Raw genomic sequence first — 13965 nt, 5'->3', positions numbered from 1 at the left:
GTTGCCCGGCCTTCGGCCGGGGTGAGGTGGTGGTCCCCGCCCCGAAGGGGCGGGAAAAGGCCCCCGGCCGGAGGCCGGGAAAGACAGGACGTCCACATCACGGACAACGTGAACGGGAACGTCGGCCAACCCGTCCGGAGGACGCTACGCGTGGACGGACACCAGCCGACGCCCCTCAAACGTACGGACCTCGAAACGGTCGATGTCGTCGGAATTCATCGCCGCCCCACCATGCACGTACAGAGGACTCCGCGCCGCCTCATTCGCGCTGTCCGGAATGCCATACCCCCACTTCGGCACGGCCCAGGACGTGATGACCTCCTCCTCGCCGCTCTTGGAGACGGCGACGAGATTGCACCGCAGCGGCCCCTTCACATTCTTGAGCTCCAGGACGGTGTGCGTGCCCCAGCCCTTCTTCTCCGTGCCGATGGTGGCGGTCACCCGGCTGGCCGCGTCGGTCGCCGCGACCTTCTTCTCCATGTGGTTGAAGAAGGCGTCCTCGGCGGGGCTGGTGGAGTGGGCGTGCGGGGGCGCGGCGGCGCTCGGCCGGGTGTCGTCCCCCCGGGAGACGGCCACCGTGGCGACGACCGGCCCGCCGACGATGAGCACGGCGGCCGCGGCGACCAGGTAGAGCCCCCGGCGCCGGCGCTGCCGCCGCTTGGCGGCGACCTCGTCCAGCAGCCCGTCGAGCAGCCGCGGGTCCGGCGCGGTGTGCAACCGGTCCGGCGGCGGAATGGCCGCGGGGGCGTCGGCGAGGGTGGCGAGCAGCGGCTCCAGCCCCATGAACTCGTCCAGCTGCCGGGCGCACGAGGCGCAGTCGGCGAGGTGCGCCTCGAAGCGGAGGGCGTCCGCCTCGTCCAGGACACCGAGTGCGTACGCACCGACCGCCTCGTGATCAGTGTTCCGCTCCGGCGCTGTCATGCCGTCACTCCTCGTTCCTCGAGCGCGAGCTTCATGGAGCGCAGCGCGTAGAAGACACGGGACCGCACGGTCCCGCTCGGTATGCCGAGCTTCTCAGCCGCTTCATTAACGGTACGGCCCTTGAAGTACGTCTCGATGAGCACCTCGCGATGGGCGTCGCTGAGGTCCCCGAGGGCGTCGGAGAGCGTCATGAGCCAGAGCGCCTTGTCGATCTCGTCCTCTGCGGGCATGAGTTCCAGGGGGGAGGGCTCGACTTCCTGCGGCCGCGCCTGGCGGCTGCGGTGCCCGTCGATGACGATCCGCCGGGCGACGGTCACCAGCCAGGGCCGTACGGAGCCGGTGGCCCGGCCCAGTTGGTCGACGTTGCGCCAGGCCCGTACGAGGGTTTCCTGCACCACGTCCTCGGCGCGGTGGCGGTCGCCCGCGACCAGGCGCAGCACATAGGCGAAGAGCGGGCCGGCGTGCTCCCGGTAGATGGCCCGCATGAGGTCCTCGTCCGGCACCGCGGCGCCGCGACGGGGCTTCTCCGCCCGATGTCGGACTCTTGACGGACGCTCATCGGCCACGGCCGCATCCTTGCGCACCCGAACCTCCCGGTCGAGACCTGCTCCGGACGAACTCCGGCCGCGGAGAACCGATGCTCCGGAGTGCTCCTCGGAGTGCTCCCGCGCGGGGCTCCTCGGCGCGCTCGGCGTGCGGGTGGGCCCGTCGCCCCTGTTCACGACGGGCCCCCCGCCCCCGGATCACCGCGTGGGGGACGATCGACGATCCGAGGAGCATCCGCGCCGCGGGTACGCCCCCTTGCCGGCGCCCGCGGCCCGTCCGCCGCTCGTTCCCCCTCCAGTACGGACGGCCGGGGCCGGCTGCTCAGCGGGCGGGAAAGATTTTTCGGCGCTCGGGCCGAACGAGGCGCCGAGTCAATCGAATTGCCGTGATGCGGGCGCGGGTCGCGCCGTGCGGCGAGGCGCCGGGCCGCTCCCGTCGCGGGCGTTCGGCGGCGGGCGCGCTCAGCGGCGGGCGCTCAACCGCGGTTGCTCAGCGGCGGGTGCTCAGCCGCGGGCGGCGACCGCGCGCCGGCGGTGGCGCGCCACCCGTTCCCGGTTGCCGCACACCTCGCTGGAGCACCAGCGCCGCCGCCTTCCGCGCGACGTGTCCAGGTACAGCAGCGAGCAGGAGTCCCCCTCGCACTGGCGCAGTTGCCCGCGCGCCACGGGGTCGGTCAGCAGTTCGACGGCGTCCCGCGCCACCGCGGCCAGCAGCCCCGCGCAGCCGGGCCCGGTGGCGAACGCCCGGACCAGCGAGCCGTCGGCGGCGCGCACCGCGCACGGGGCGGGCGGCGCGGCGGCGGCCGCGACCGCGTTCAGCCGGGCGATGTCGGCCGCGGCCGCGCGCCCGGTGAGCTCGGCCCGGATCACCCGGTGCAGCAGCTCGCGCAGGGCGCGGAAGCGCACCAGCCACTCCAGGCCGGTGTCGTCCAGCGGGGTGCCCGGCGGCACGAGGCCGGCGCCCCGGAGCCAGGCCCGCAGCCGCTCCGGGGAGTCGAGGCGCTCGGCCCGCGCCGCACCCGGCTGAGGGGGCCGGGCGGTGGCGGTCGCCGCGAGATCCAGGCAGGGGCGGCCGGCGTCGAAACGCAGACCGGGGGAGGCGGTTGCCGCGGCAGCCGTCATGGGCCGGTACCTCCTCGCGCAGCGCGGGCTTGTTCCCAGAGTGCCTGTGCGGGCCCGCCGCGAAAACCCCGTCTCCCCGCGCGCGCCTGCCGTACCCGACCACCGAACGAAACCCCCGCGCCCCGGACGCCCGGACGACCGTGATCGGCCACGGGCACGGGGCCGACGAAGCGCGCGGGGCCGACGCGAACTCCGTCTTCCCGCGCCCGTTGGACTCGGCCACCGAATCAGCCGCCGCCAGACGGGCCGCAACCACCACGGCATGGACGGCCACGAGCACCGGCCCGGCAGACCCCAGGCGCCGGGCCGGGACGGCCGCGGTCTGGCCAGCGCGCCCAGGACACCTGGACGGCCGTGATCGGCCACGGGCACCGGCCCTGCGGGCCGCCGGGCGCACGACCGAACCGGCCAAAGACCCGCCCCTTCCGGGCGGGTGAGAGGGGTTGCGCCGAAGGCCGGGACAACGGGCCCGCGCCTAGCGGGCAGAGCCCGGCCGGGGGCCGCGGGAAGGACTTTCGCCCCTCCGGGGCGGGTGAGAAGGGGGAGGCCGAAGGCCCGGACAAACCCGCCCCTCCGGGGCGGGCGAGGGGGGTTGCGCCGAAGCTCGGATGAACCGGCCCGCGCCTAGCCGGCAGAGCCCCGGCCGGAGGCCGCGGGAAAGGTCCCCCGCCCCTACGGGGCGGGTGAGAAGGGTTGCGCCGGCAACCACCGCCGGACCGGAACCACCACGCCCCACACGGCCGTGCTCGGCCACGAGCGCCGGCGCTGGAGCCCCCCGGGCCGCACGGCCGAACCGCCCACCGCCGCTGCCCGGCCGGCGGCCGGGACAAAGACCCGCCCCTCCGTGGCGGGTGAAAAGGGGGAGGCCGAAGGCCCGGACAAACCCGCCCCTTCGGGGCGGGTGAGGGGGGTTGCGCCGAAGCTCGGATGAACCGGCCCGCGCCTAGCGGGCAGAGCCCCGGCCGGAGGCCGCGGGAAGGACTCCCGCCCCTACGGGGCGGGTGAGAAGGGTTGCGCCAGCAACCACCGCCGGACCGGAACCACCACGCCCCGGACGACCGTGATCGGCCAGGGGCACCGGGCCACGAAGCGCGCGGGGCCGGGCGCGAAACACCGTCTCCCCACGCTCAGCCAACCGACCGCCGCCGGCCACGGGCCGAAACCACCACGAGCGCCGAACCCACCGGGGTCCGCGCGTGGCGGATCGTGGCCGTGCGGATCGCCCCGGGCGCGGCTCCCGCTGAAGGTGCCCGGATCACCGCCGGGAGGCGGTGATCCGCCCGCGGACGCGCACCGCGTCGCCCCCTACCCCGCCGGAGGCGAGGAGCGTCTCGTCGGCGGCGGGCAGCCAGGAGCCCGGAGGGCGCCGCAGCCAGCCCTCCGCCTCGCCCAGGGTCAGCGCCGCGCAGCGGACCGCGTCCAGCCCCGCGTGCCGCAGCCCGCGCCGCCACACCAGGGAGACCGGCGACAGCGGCACCGGGTCGACGAGGGGCCGCAGCACCATGCCGGGGATGGTCATGAACTCCACGCTCGCCAGCACCGACCAGCGCCGCCCGCGCACCACCCGAGCGAACTCCGTCTTGCCCTCGATCTCCGGGAACGGCTCGGCGATCGCGATGCCCCGGCCGGCGAAGAGCCACTCGGCGAGGTCGGTCCACTCGGCGGTGGCGGGGTTGCCGGCCCCGGCGTAGAGCGTCTCGCCGGCGAGCGCGTCCAGCGGGACCTCCGCGAGCCCGGCGAGCCGGTGATCCTCGGGCAGCAGCACGGCCATCGGCTCGTACCGCGCGATCCGGTGCTCCAGCCCGGCCCGCACCGCCGGGTCGAGGCCGGCGACCCGCCCGAAGGAGACGTCGAGCCGCCCGGCGAGGACGTCGGCCGCGGCGCCGGTGAGCCCGGAGTGGAAGCGGGCGATCAGTTCGGTGCCGGGGGCCGCCCGGCGGGCCTCCTCCAGCACGCGGTGGCCTGTACTGACCGTCGCCCCGACGTCGACGAGCAGCGGCCGCCCCGCCCCGGCCGAGGAGTCGAACGCGGCGGCCAGTTCGTCGTGCGCGGCGAGCACCGCGCGGGCGTACGGGAGCAGCCGGCGGCCCTCCGCGGTCAGTTCGACCGCGCGTGTGGTGCGCAGGAAGAGATCCGCGCCGAGCGCGCGCTCCAGGCGCCGGATGTCGCGGCTGAGCGCCTGCTGGGCCACGAAGAGCCGGGCGGCGGCCCGGGTGAAGTGCAACTCGTCGGCGACGGCGGCGAACGCCCGCAGCAGACGGGGGTGGAGGTCTCGGGACACCCGCACAGTATCGGCGCCGGGTCCGAGCACCGCGTACCCGCCCGCCGGCCCACGTACGGTCACCGCCGCGCATTGACAACGCAGATGCGTGAATCACCTCTGATCAGGTGTTGGACCGCGCGGGGTGCCCGCCGCCACCGTAGTCGGGTGATCCGTTTCCTCGCCGCGCCGCCCGCCGCCCGCCCCGCTGCCCGTTCGACCGCCCGTGCCGTCCCCGCGCCGCCGGCCGCCCGCCGGCGCCGCACCCCGGCCGCGGTCCGCGCCGTACGCACCCGCACCCTCCGCGCCGTACGCGCCGCCGGGGCCGTGGGCACCCCGTACCGGCGGCTCTTCGCCCCCCGCGGCGCGCTCGCCTTCACCCTCGCGGCACTGCCGGGCCGGCTGGCGACCTCCATGCTCGGCGTGAGCACCGTGATGATGATCGCGACGGTGTACGGCTCCTACGCGCTGGCCGGCGCGGTCTCGGCGACCGGCGTGGCCGTCTCGGCCGGTACCGCCCCACTGCTGGGCCGGCTGGTGGACCGCCACGGCCAGGCGCGGGTGACGGTGGCGGCAGTACTGCTGTACGCGGCCGGCGCGCTCGCCCTGCTGCTCTCGGTCGGCCACGGGGCTCCCGCGTGGGTGCTGTTCGTGTGCTGCGCCGGCTCCGCGGGCGTGCCTGGCCTGGGCGCGATGACCCGCGCCCGCTGGGCCGAGCTGCACCGGGACGACGCGGCGGCCCGCCACACCGGCGCGTCCCTGGAGCAGGTGATCGACGAGGTCTGCTTCATGGCGGGGCCCGCGCTGGCGATGCTGCTGTGCACGCTGGTCTCGCCGCGGGCGGGAACGGCGACGGCGGCGCTGCTGCTCACGGCGGGGGCGCTGCTCTTCGCGGCGCAGCGGCGCACGGAGCCGCCGGCCCGGCCGCACGGCGGGGGCCGCGCCACCGCGCCGCTGCGCCTGCCGGGCCTGCGGGTGGTGCTGGCCACCTTCGTGGCGACCGGCGCGCTCTTCGGCTCGCTGGAGGTGGCGACGATCGCGACCGTGGACGCGCTCGGCGGCTCCTCGGCGAGCAGCGCCGTGCTGATGCTCCAGGCGGCGGGCTCCTGCGCGGCCGGGCTGGCCCTGGGAGCGGTGCGGCCGACGGGCCCCGTGGGCCGGCGCTTCGTGCTGGGCGTGGCGGCCATGGCGGTGGCGGTGCTGCCGCTGACCGTGGCCGACGGCCTGGTGGCGCTGTCCGCGCTGCTCTTCCTGACGGGCATGGCCACGGCGCCGACCATGGTCACGGGGATGACGCTGGTGCAGACGCTGCTGCCGGCGGAGCGGCTGACCGAGGGCATGACGACGGTGTACACGGGTCTGCTGGCCGGCATCTCGGTGGGCGCGACGGCCGGCGGCTGGGCGGTGGAGAGCTGGGGTGCCGACGCCGGCTTCCGCGCCCCGGCGGCGGCCGGCGCCCTGGCCCTGCTGACGGCCGTGACCGGCTACCGGAGCCTGCGCCGCGCGTGAGCGGGCCCCGCGGGCCCCGGGCCAAGGGGGTGCGGGTGGCGAAGCCGCGCACAAACGACGAGGGCGACACGGCTCGCGCATTCCGCGAGCACACGCCACCCTCGACACAAAACACCGCCACGCACAGCACCCCCCACGGCGCCCGGCCAAAGGGGGTGCGGGTGGCAAAGCCCCCGCCCCGCGCGGCGAAGCCGCGCAAAAAACGACGAGGGCGACACGGCTCGCGCATTCCGCGAGCACACGTCGCCCTCGACCTCGTGGAGATGGCGGGAATCGAACCCGCGTCCAACGGTGCAAAAACAGGGCTTCTCCGAGCGCAGTCCGCTGTGCTTTTCTCGGCCCCGGAGATCACGCGGACAAGTCTCCGACGGGCTCAGCCACTGTTTGGTTTCCCACCGCCTCCCGTGGCCGGAAGCGGTGGTTTAGTTCCCTAGCTGATGCCAGGCCCCGGGTCGGGAACGGCCCCGGGCTGACACTTCGCGAGTCGCTGCTTAGGCAGCGAGGGCGAAGGTATCGCGCTTGGTGTTGGCGATTATTGGTTGCGACACGTGGTTTACGAGATCATTGCCGCTTCCTCGGCTCGCTTCCCCTGCTTCGACATCCGCTGTCGAAACCGATCATCCCCATGTTCATTTTTCAAGCTGCGCACCGCGAGCGATGCGAGTGCCATCGTACGGGAACAACGCGGGCGGATGCCAGCGTATTCCCGGCGGCCGGCGCCGGGGCGCGCTGCCGGGGCCCGGCGGCCCCCCGCCCGGTCGGCCCGGTCGACCCCGATCCGGGGGGTCAGCCCCGCGCGCGCTGACGCCGCCGCGCCGCCGAGATCGCCCGGTCCGCCTCGCGCCGGTCCTGCTTCTCGCGGAGCGTCTGCCGCTTGTCGTAGTCCTTCTTGCCCTTGGCGAGGGCGATCTCGACCTTGGCCCGGCCGTCCTTGAAGTACAGCGACAGCGGGACGAGCGTGTGGCCCGTCTCCTGCGTCTTGCCGATCAGCTTGTCGATCTCCGCCCGGTGGAGCAGCATCTTCCGCTTGCGCCGCGCCGAGTGGTTGGTCCACGTCCCCTGGGTGTACTCGGGGATGTGCACGTTGTGCAGCCACGCCTCACCACCGTCGAGCTGGGCGAAGCCGTCGACGAGCGAGGCCCGGCCCTGCCGCAGCGACTTGACCTCGGTGCCGGTCAGAACGAGCCCGCACTCGTAGGTGTCGATGATGTGGTAGTCGTGCCGCGCCTTCTTGTTCTGCGCGATGAGTTTGCGACCCGTCTCTTTAGCCATAGCGCAGTCATTCTCGCACTAGGAGGTGGTTCCGAGGCCACTCAATACTGTGCGGGCCCGCTGCTCCGCGGCGCCGTGAACCACCAGGTCCGGCGTGATCCCCCGGCCGTCGACGGCGCGCCCGGAGGGGGTGCGGTAGTGGCCGACGGTCAGCTCGGCCACCGAGCCGTCGGGCAGCTCGCTGGGCATCTGCACCGAGCCCTTGCCGAACGTCGGGGCACCGACGACGACCGCCCGCCCCCGGTCCTGGAGGGCGCCGGTGAGCAGCTCCGCCGCGCTCATGGTGCCCCCGTCGACCAGCACGACCAGCGGAATCCTGGTGTCGCCGCCCTCCCGGGCGTAGAGCGCGCGCTGCTCGCCGCGCATGTCGTACGTGGCCACCAGGCCGCCGTCGAGGAAGGCCGAGGCGGCGGTGACGGCCTCCGCGACGAGACCGCCGGAGTTGCCGCGCAGATCGAGCAGCAGCCCGTCGCCCCGGGGCACCGCGCGTACCGCCCGCCGCACCCGCTCCCCGGCGCCCTTGGTGAAGGAGACGACCTTGATGCGGGTGGCGCGCTCGCCCGGTACGCGGTCGGCGGTCACGGTCTCGGTGGCGAGTCTCGTCCGCCGCAGCACGGACTCCCAGCGGCGGTCCCCGCGCTCCAGGCCGAGCCGCACCGGGGAGCCCTCGGGCGCCGCGGGGGCGGCCGGGCCGCCGGTGGCCACGGCGTCGCCGCGCAGCCGGGAGACGACCTCGGTGACCGGCCGGCCGTCGACGGCGGCGCCGTCGACCGTACGGAGCCGGTCGCCGGGGGCCAGGCCCGCGCCGGCGGCCGGGCTGCCGGGCTGCACCCGGTCCACCTCGATCCGGCCGTCCGCGCCGCCGCGCACCCACAGCCCCACGCCGATGTAGCGGCCGTCCAGCGCCTGTTGGAAGCCCTCGTACTCGCGGGCGGTGTAGACGGCGCTCCAGCGGTCGCCGCTGCGGCTGACGGCCTCCTTGGCGGCCTGGGAGCCGGACTTGCCGTCCGCCATCGCCTGGGCCGCGGCGGCGTGCACGGCGGCCCGGTCACCGGCCGCCGTCATCGAATCCACCCCGGCGCGCACGGATTTCCGGTCGCCCTCGCCCCAGGTCCCGGTGGCGGCACCGGTGGCGAGCACACTCGCGAAGACCAATGTCAGCGCAGCCCCGCGGCCGATGCGGCGGGGCCTGATGAACATCAGCGGGCCCGGCATGCCGGTGAGTCTAGGCCACGAGCGGGCGGCGTACGGAAGGTTGACCGGACGGCACCCTGGCTCCCGGGTCACACCTTCAGGTACTTGCGGAGCGCGAAGAAGGCGGCGAGTGCGGGCATCAACAGGCCGATGGCCAGCACCAGCGGCAGCTTGGCGAGCACCGCGTCCCACCCGATGAAGTTGATGACCGTGATGCGATTCACCAGCCACTGGTCGACCAGGAAGTGCTGTCCGAACGCCAGCAGCACGCAGGCGAATCCGGCGCCGATGAGGCCGGCGATGGCGGCTTCCATGATGAACGGCATCTGGATGTAGAAGCTGGAGGCGCCCACCAGGCGCATGATGCCGGTCTCCCGCCGACGGCTGAACGCCGAGACCCGCACGGTGTTGACGATCAGCAGCAGGGCCACGATCAGCATCAGCGCCATGACCCCGAGCGCCGCGTAGTTCATGCCGTTGAGCAGGTTGAACAGGTTCTCCAGGGTGGAGCGCTGGTCGGTGACCTCCTGCACGCCCGGCCGGGAGGAGAAGGCGCTGGTGATGACCTCGTACTTCTCCGGGTTCGTCAGCTTGACCCGGAACGACTCCTGCATCTGGTCCGGGGTCAGCGAGCTGGCCAGCGGGGAGTCGCCGAACTGCTCCTTGTAGTGCTTGAACGCCTCCTCCGCCGACTCGTGCTGCACGGTGTCGACGATGTTCATCTTCTCCAGGTCCGCGCGGATCTCCTTCTTCTGATCCTCGGTGACCGCGCCCTTGGCGCAGTTGGGATCGGTCTCCGCGTCGTTCTTGTTGCAGAGGAAGATCGAGACGTTGACCTTGTCGTACCAGTAGCCCTTCATCGTGCTGACCTGCTCACGCATGAGCAGCGAGCCTCCGAAGAGGGCCAGGGAGAGGGCGACCGAGACGATGACGGCGAAGGTCATCGTGAGGTTGCGGCGGAGACCGACGCCGATCTCCGACAGGACGAACTGGGCGCGCATGGTGTCCTTTCAGGGCCTGGGGGCGTACGTGACGGCGAGTACCGGGCGATCGCGAGCTCTTCGGTCGCGGACGCGATCGCTCAGTGCTGGTAGCCGTAGACGCCGCGCGACTGGTCGCGCACCAGCCGGCCCTTTTCGAGCTCGATGACGCGCTTGCGCATCTGGTCGACGATCTGCTGGTCGTGCGTGGCCATGACCACGGTGGTGCCGGTGCGGTTGATGCGGTCGAGCAACTTCATGATCCCGACCGAGGTCTGCGGGTCGAGGTTGCCCGTCGGCTCGTCCGCGATCAGCAGCATCGGCCGGTTGACGAACGCCCGCGCGATGGCCACGCGCTGCTGCTCACCGCCGGACAGCTCGCCCGGCATCCGGTCCTCCTTGCCGCCCAGGCCCACCAGGTCCAGGACCTCGGGCACGGTCTTGCGGATCTGCCCGCGCGGCTTGCCGATGACCTCCAGCGCGAAGGCGACGTTCTCCGCCACCGTCTTGTTGGGCAGCAGCCGGAAGTCCTGGAACACGGTGCCCAGCTGGCGGCGCATCTGCGGCACCTTCCAGTTGGAGAGCCGGGCCAGGTCCTTGCCCAGCACGTGCACCGCGCCGTGGCTGGCGCGCTCCTCGCGGAGGATCAGCCGCAGAAAGGTGGACTTGCCCGAGCCGGAGGAGCCCACCAGGAAGACGAACTCGCCCTTCTCGATCTCGAGCGAGACGTCCCGCAGCGCGGGACGGTTCTGCTTGGGGTAGGACTTGGAGACGTTGTCGAATCGGATCACGGCTGCACCACGGTCGACCTCTAGTGGGACACGGGATGCCGTGCTGCGGCTCCCGTCGGTGAGCGTGACCTTACGCGAAGCGGGGCGCGCCGCGCAGTCGGCGTCCTCGGTCCGCCCTCCGCCGGCGCGTTCCGCGTACGCCCCCGGCCGGTTCGCGGCGGGCGCCGGACCAGGCACGGGGCGGTGCGGGCGGTCGCTGTGCGGAGCGGTATCAGAACTCTGCGCGACGGGTCCCCGGATCGTACGGCCGGGGCGCGCCGAAACGCCGGGAAGCTGGCACAGTGGTAGGGGGAACCACGGCGCTTCCCGGTGCGTTGGCGCCACGGAGGAGGAGATCGCATGACATGCGACCGACTGGTGTGCGCCAATTGCGCGAGCCCTGTCAGTGAGGGTCGCTGCCCGGTGTGCCGAGCCAGCAGGGAGCGGTTGCAGCAGCAGGAGGGCATGTTCGCGCAGCTGACGCCCGCGGCGCTGATCGTGCTGCTGGTGGCGCTGTTCGCGGTCGCCGCGCTGGTCGCCTAGCGGAACACGGAGCCGGCCGCCCGGCGGGACTCGGACATGTGACAGGGCCGGGGCGCTGTGTGCGCCCCGGCCCTGTCGCGCGTGGGTGGGCCCCCTGGGTGGCCGGGCCCGGTGCGCGGGTGCCGCTCACGCGGCCGCGGTGGGTGCCTTGCGTCAGGCGGCGGCACCGCGGTTGATCAGCCGCGGCACGAGGCGGAAGCCGACGCCGCCCGCGATCATCGTCGCGGCGCCGATCACGAGGAAGAGGGTCTCGGAGGCGCCGGTCTCGGCCAGCTCCTCCTTGGCCTCGGCCTGCTGGACGGGCTTGGTGGCCACGTTGTTGGTGCCGGTGTTGTCCTGGCAGGCGGCGCCGTCGAGGTCGACGGTGCAGGTGCCGGTGTTGTCGCTCGCGCCACCGGTGGTGGCGCTGCCGCCGCCGGTGGTCGTGGCGCTGCCGACGGTGGAGGAACCACCGGTGCTGCCGCCCGTGCTGCCGCCCGTGGTGGTGGCGCTGCCGCCGGTGGTCTGCGTGCCGCCGGTGGTCTGGGTGCCACCGGTCGTCTGCGTGCCACCCGTGGTCGACGTGCCGCCGGTGGTCTGCGTACCGCCGGTGGTCGACGTACCGCCGGTGGTCGACGTGCCACCCGTGGTCGACGTGCCACCCGTGGTCGACGTACCGCCCGTGGCCGTGGTGCCACCGGTCGCCGTGGTGCCCCCGGTGGTCGACGTGCCACCGGTCGCCGTGGTGCCACCCGTGGTCGACGTGCCGCCCGTGGCCGTCGTGCCGCCGGTCGCCGTGGTGCCGCCCGTGGTCGACGTGCCACCGGTCGCCGTGGTGCCACCCGTGGTCGACGTGCCGCCCGTGGCCGTGGTACCGCCGGTCGCCGTGGTGCCACCGGTGGTCGACGTACCGCCGGTCGCCGTGGTGCCGCCGGCGGTCACGGTGCCGCCGACCGTCGTGGTGCCACCGGTCGTCGGCGTACCGCCGGTCGTCGTGGTGCCGCCCGTCGTCGTGCCGCCCGCGGACGGGCCGCCGGGGATCACCGTCGGGTCGGGCTCGGGCTCCGGAGCGGTGGCCACCTTCACGCCGACGCCCGTGGTGCCCACGTTCGCCGCGACACCGATCCCCGCCGCCTGCGCGGCACCGGCCGCGGTCAGCGACGCTCCGGCGGCGACCATCGCACCGGCCGCTATGCGCGCGACCCGCAGCCGCATCTTCTTCGTCATATAGGTGCTACCCCCAGTAGCCGAACTCAGTGTGTGGGGCAGCCATGTGCCGGGCAGCGGCCGCATGGGGGGCGTTCCTTCATCTCGCCGCGGATCGGTGATCGATCCGCGCCTCCCCCGTTCACACGCGCCTCAGACATGAGCATGCCGCGCGCCAGCCTTCCCACTTTTCATACCGGCGTCAAGGCGGTTGCGTCCGCGAATGTCCGCTTTACGTGATCTTGGCGTGCGGGTGGCCGGGAATCCGTGACGCAAAAGCAACCACCGCTCGTCGAGCGATGGTTGCTTTCGGGTCGTCACCGGGGCCGAGCCGAGGTCGCCGGCGGCGTCCGGGCCGGCGGGCGGGGCCGGGGGGCCTACTTCTCCCGCTGCTTGCGCCAGCGAATACCGGCCTCCAGGAAGCCGTCGATCTCGCCGTCGAGCACCGCCTGCGGGTTGCCGACCTCGAACTCGGTGCGCAGGTCCTTGACCATCTGGTACGGGTGCAGGACGTACGAACGCATCTGGTTGCCCCAGGAGTTGCCGCCGTCGCCCTTGAGCGCGTCCATCTTGGCCTGCTCCTCCTGGCGGCGCCGCTCGAGCAGCTTGGCCTGGAGGACGTTCATCGCGGTCGCCTTGTTCTGGATCTGCGAGCGCTCGTTCTGGCAGGAGACGACGATGCCGGTCGGGATGTGCGTGATGCGCACCGCGGAGTCGGTGGTGTTCACGCCCTGGCCGCCGGGGCCGGAGGAGCGGTAGACGTCGATGCGCAGCTCGGACTCGTCGATGTCGACGTGGTCGCTCTGCTCGACGACCGGGAGCACCTCGACGCCCGCGAACGAGGTCTGGCGGCGGCCCTGGTTGTCGAAGGGCGAGATGCGGACGAGGCGGTGGGTGCCCTGCTCGACGGAGAGCGTGCCGTAGGCGTACGGGGCCTGGATGGCGAAGGTGGTCGACTTGATGCCGGCCTCCTCGGCGTACGAGGTCTCGTAGACCTCCGCCTTGTAGCCATGGCGCTCGGCCCAGCGCAGATACATCCGCTGGAGCTTCTCCGCGAAGTCGGCGGCGTCCACGCCACCGGCCTCGGCGCGGATGTTCACCAGCGCCTCGCGGGCGTCGTACTCGCCGGACAGGAGCGTGCGGACCTCCATCTCGTCCACCGCCTTGCGGACGGCGGCGAGCTCCACCTCGGCCTCGGCGCGGGCGTCCACGTCCCCCTCCGCCTCGACGAGCTCGAAGAGGACCTCGAGGTCGTCCACCCGGCCGCGCAGCTCCTCCACGCGGCGGAGCTGGCCCTGGAGGTAGGACAGCCGGCTGGTGATCTTCTGGGCGCTCTCCGGGTCGTCCCACAGGGACGGGGCCGCCGCCTGCTCCTCGAGCACGGCGATGTCGGCCCTCATCGTGTCGAGGTCCAGGACGGCCTCGATCGACCCCATGGTCGAGGAGAGGGACTTCAGCTCTTCGGATACGTCGACGACTGCCACGCCCCCAGCGTACCGGTCCCTCGCCGGGTGGCCGTTCCACGCGGCGCCCCGGCCCCCGTGGCTTGCCCTCCGACCTGCGCCGATGCGGCGTTTTCGGGTCCCTGCCCGGCCCCGGGACCGGTTCGCGGGCCACCGCGGCGGCCCGTTGGGGCCGGTCAGGAGGGGGGCCCGGGTCAGGGG

12 protein-coding genes and 1 other RNA gene are annotated in these 13965 nt (G+C 73.6%); 2 read left to right on the top strand and 11 right to left on the bottom strand.

Annotated features, from left to right (window positions below; translation table 11 throughout):
* Window positions 1–144 precede the first annotated feature (144 nt).
* The 4 genes from ACSNOD_RS19325 to ACSNOD_RS19310 all read right to left on the bottom strand — a co-directional run bounded on the left by ACSNOD_RS19325 (window position 145) and on the right by ACSNOD_RS19310 (window position 4869).
* Window positions 145–921: a zf-HC2 domain-containing protein gene (locus ACSNOD_RS19325; protein ID WP_436768227.1), complete on the bottom strand. Its 777-nt coding sequence runs from the start codon at window positions 919–921 to the stop codon at window positions 145–147.
* Complete coding sequence (locus tag ACSNOD_RS19320) at window positions 918–1505, bottom strand: sigma-70 family RNA polymerase sigma factor (RefSeq protein ID WP_436768226.1); 588 nt, start codon at window positions 1503–1505, stop codon at window positions 918–920. The genes ACSNOD_RS19325 and ACSNOD_RS19320 overlap by 4 nt, the downstream gene beginning before the upstream one ends.
* Before the next feature lie 465 nt (window positions 1506–1970).
* On the bottom strand, window positions 1971–2588 hold the full coding sequence (locus ACSNOD_RS19315; protein ID WP_436768225.1) for a CGNR zinc finger domain-containing protein: 618 nt from the start codon (window positions 2586–2588) through the stop codon (window positions 1971–1973).
* A 1255-nt stretch (window positions 2589–3843) separates the two neighbouring features.
* Window positions 3844–4869 carry a LysR family transcriptional regulator gene (locus ACSNOD_RS19310; RefSeq protein ID WP_436768224.1) on the bottom strand — a complete coding sequence of 342 codons (1026 nt, stop codon included), beginning with the start codon at window positions 4867–4869 and terminating at the stop codon, window positions 3844–3846.
* 147 nt (window positions 4870–5016) lie between these two features.
* Here ACSNOD_RS19310 and ACSNOD_RS19305 point away from each other — a divergent pair, with 147 nt between their 5' ends.
* Window positions 5017–6357, top strand: coding sequence for an MFS transporter (locus tag ACSNOD_RS19305; protein WP_436768223.1), 1341 nt, complete (start codon window positions 5017–5019; stop codon window positions 6355–6357).
* Between the two features lie 255 nt (window positions 6358–6612).
* On the opposite strand, the gene ssrA is transcribed toward ACSNOD_RS19305, so the two are convergent.
* The 5 genes from ssrA to ftsE form a co-directional block, all read right to left on the bottom strand.
* Window positions 6613–6982, bottom strand: a transfer-messenger RNA (tmRNA) gene (ssrA, locus tag ACSNOD_RS19300).
* 161 nt (window positions 6983–7143) lie between these two features.
* Window positions 7144–7629: an SsrA-binding protein SmpB gene (gene smpB / locus ACSNOD_RS19295; protein WP_436768222.1), complete on the bottom strand. Its 486-nt coding sequence runs from the start codon at window positions 7627–7629 to the stop codon at window positions 7144–7146.
* Between the two features lie 18 nt (window positions 7630–7647).
* Complete coding sequence (locus tag ACSNOD_RS19290; protein WP_436768221.1) at window positions 7648–8844, bottom strand: S41 family peptidase; 1197 nt, start codon at window positions 8842–8844, stop codon at window positions 7648–7650.
* 68 nt (window positions 8845–8912) lie between these two features.
* Window positions 8913–9824, bottom strand: a complete 912-nt coding sequence (gene ftsX, locus ACSNOD_RS19285; protein ID WP_436768220.1) for a permease-like cell division protein FtsX — start codon at window positions 9822–9824, stop codon at window positions 8913–8915.
* 80 nt (window positions 9825–9904) lie between these two features.
* Window positions 9905–10594: a cell division ATP-binding protein FtsE gene (ftsE, locus tag ACSNOD_RS19280; RefSeq protein WP_436768219.1), complete on the bottom strand. Its 690-nt coding sequence runs from the start codon at window positions 10592–10594 to the stop codon at window positions 9905–9907.
* A gap of 339 nt (window positions 10595–10933) precedes the next feature.
* Between ftsE and ACSNOD_RS19275 the strand changes: the two genes are divergently transcribed.
* Window positions 10934–11116: a hypothetical protein gene (locus tag ACSNOD_RS19275; RefSeq protein WP_436768218.1), complete on the top strand. Its 183-nt coding sequence runs from the start codon at window positions 10934–10936 to the stop codon at window positions 11114–11116.
* 153 nt (window positions 11117–11269) lie between these two features.
* On the opposite strand, the gene ACSNOD_RS19270 is transcribed toward ACSNOD_RS19275, so the two are convergent.
* Both ACSNOD_RS19270 and prfB read right to left on the bottom strand, forming a co-directional pair.
* Window positions 11270–12322 carry a hypothetical protein gene (locus ACSNOD_RS19270; protein WP_436768217.1) on the bottom strand — a complete coding sequence of 351 codons (1053 nt, stop codon included), beginning with the start codon at window positions 12320–12322 and terminating at the stop codon, window positions 11270–11272.
* 356 nt (window positions 12323–12678) lie between these two features.
* Entirely contained in the window at window positions 12679–13785 is a 1107-nt protein-coding gene (gene prfB, locus ACSNOD_RS19265) for a peptide chain release factor 2 (RefSeq protein ID WP_436768216.1), read from the bottom strand.
* Window positions 13786–13965: the final 180 nt, after the last annotated feature.

It is taken from the genome of Streptomyces sp. URMC 123 (genome assembly GCF_051386515.1).
Lineage (GTDB): Bacteria > Actinomycetota > Actinomycetes > Streptomycetales > Streptomycetaceae > Streptomyces.
The sequence above is the reverse complement of the archived record's forward strand: the minus strand, read 5'-3'. Positions and strand labels throughout refer to the sequence as shown.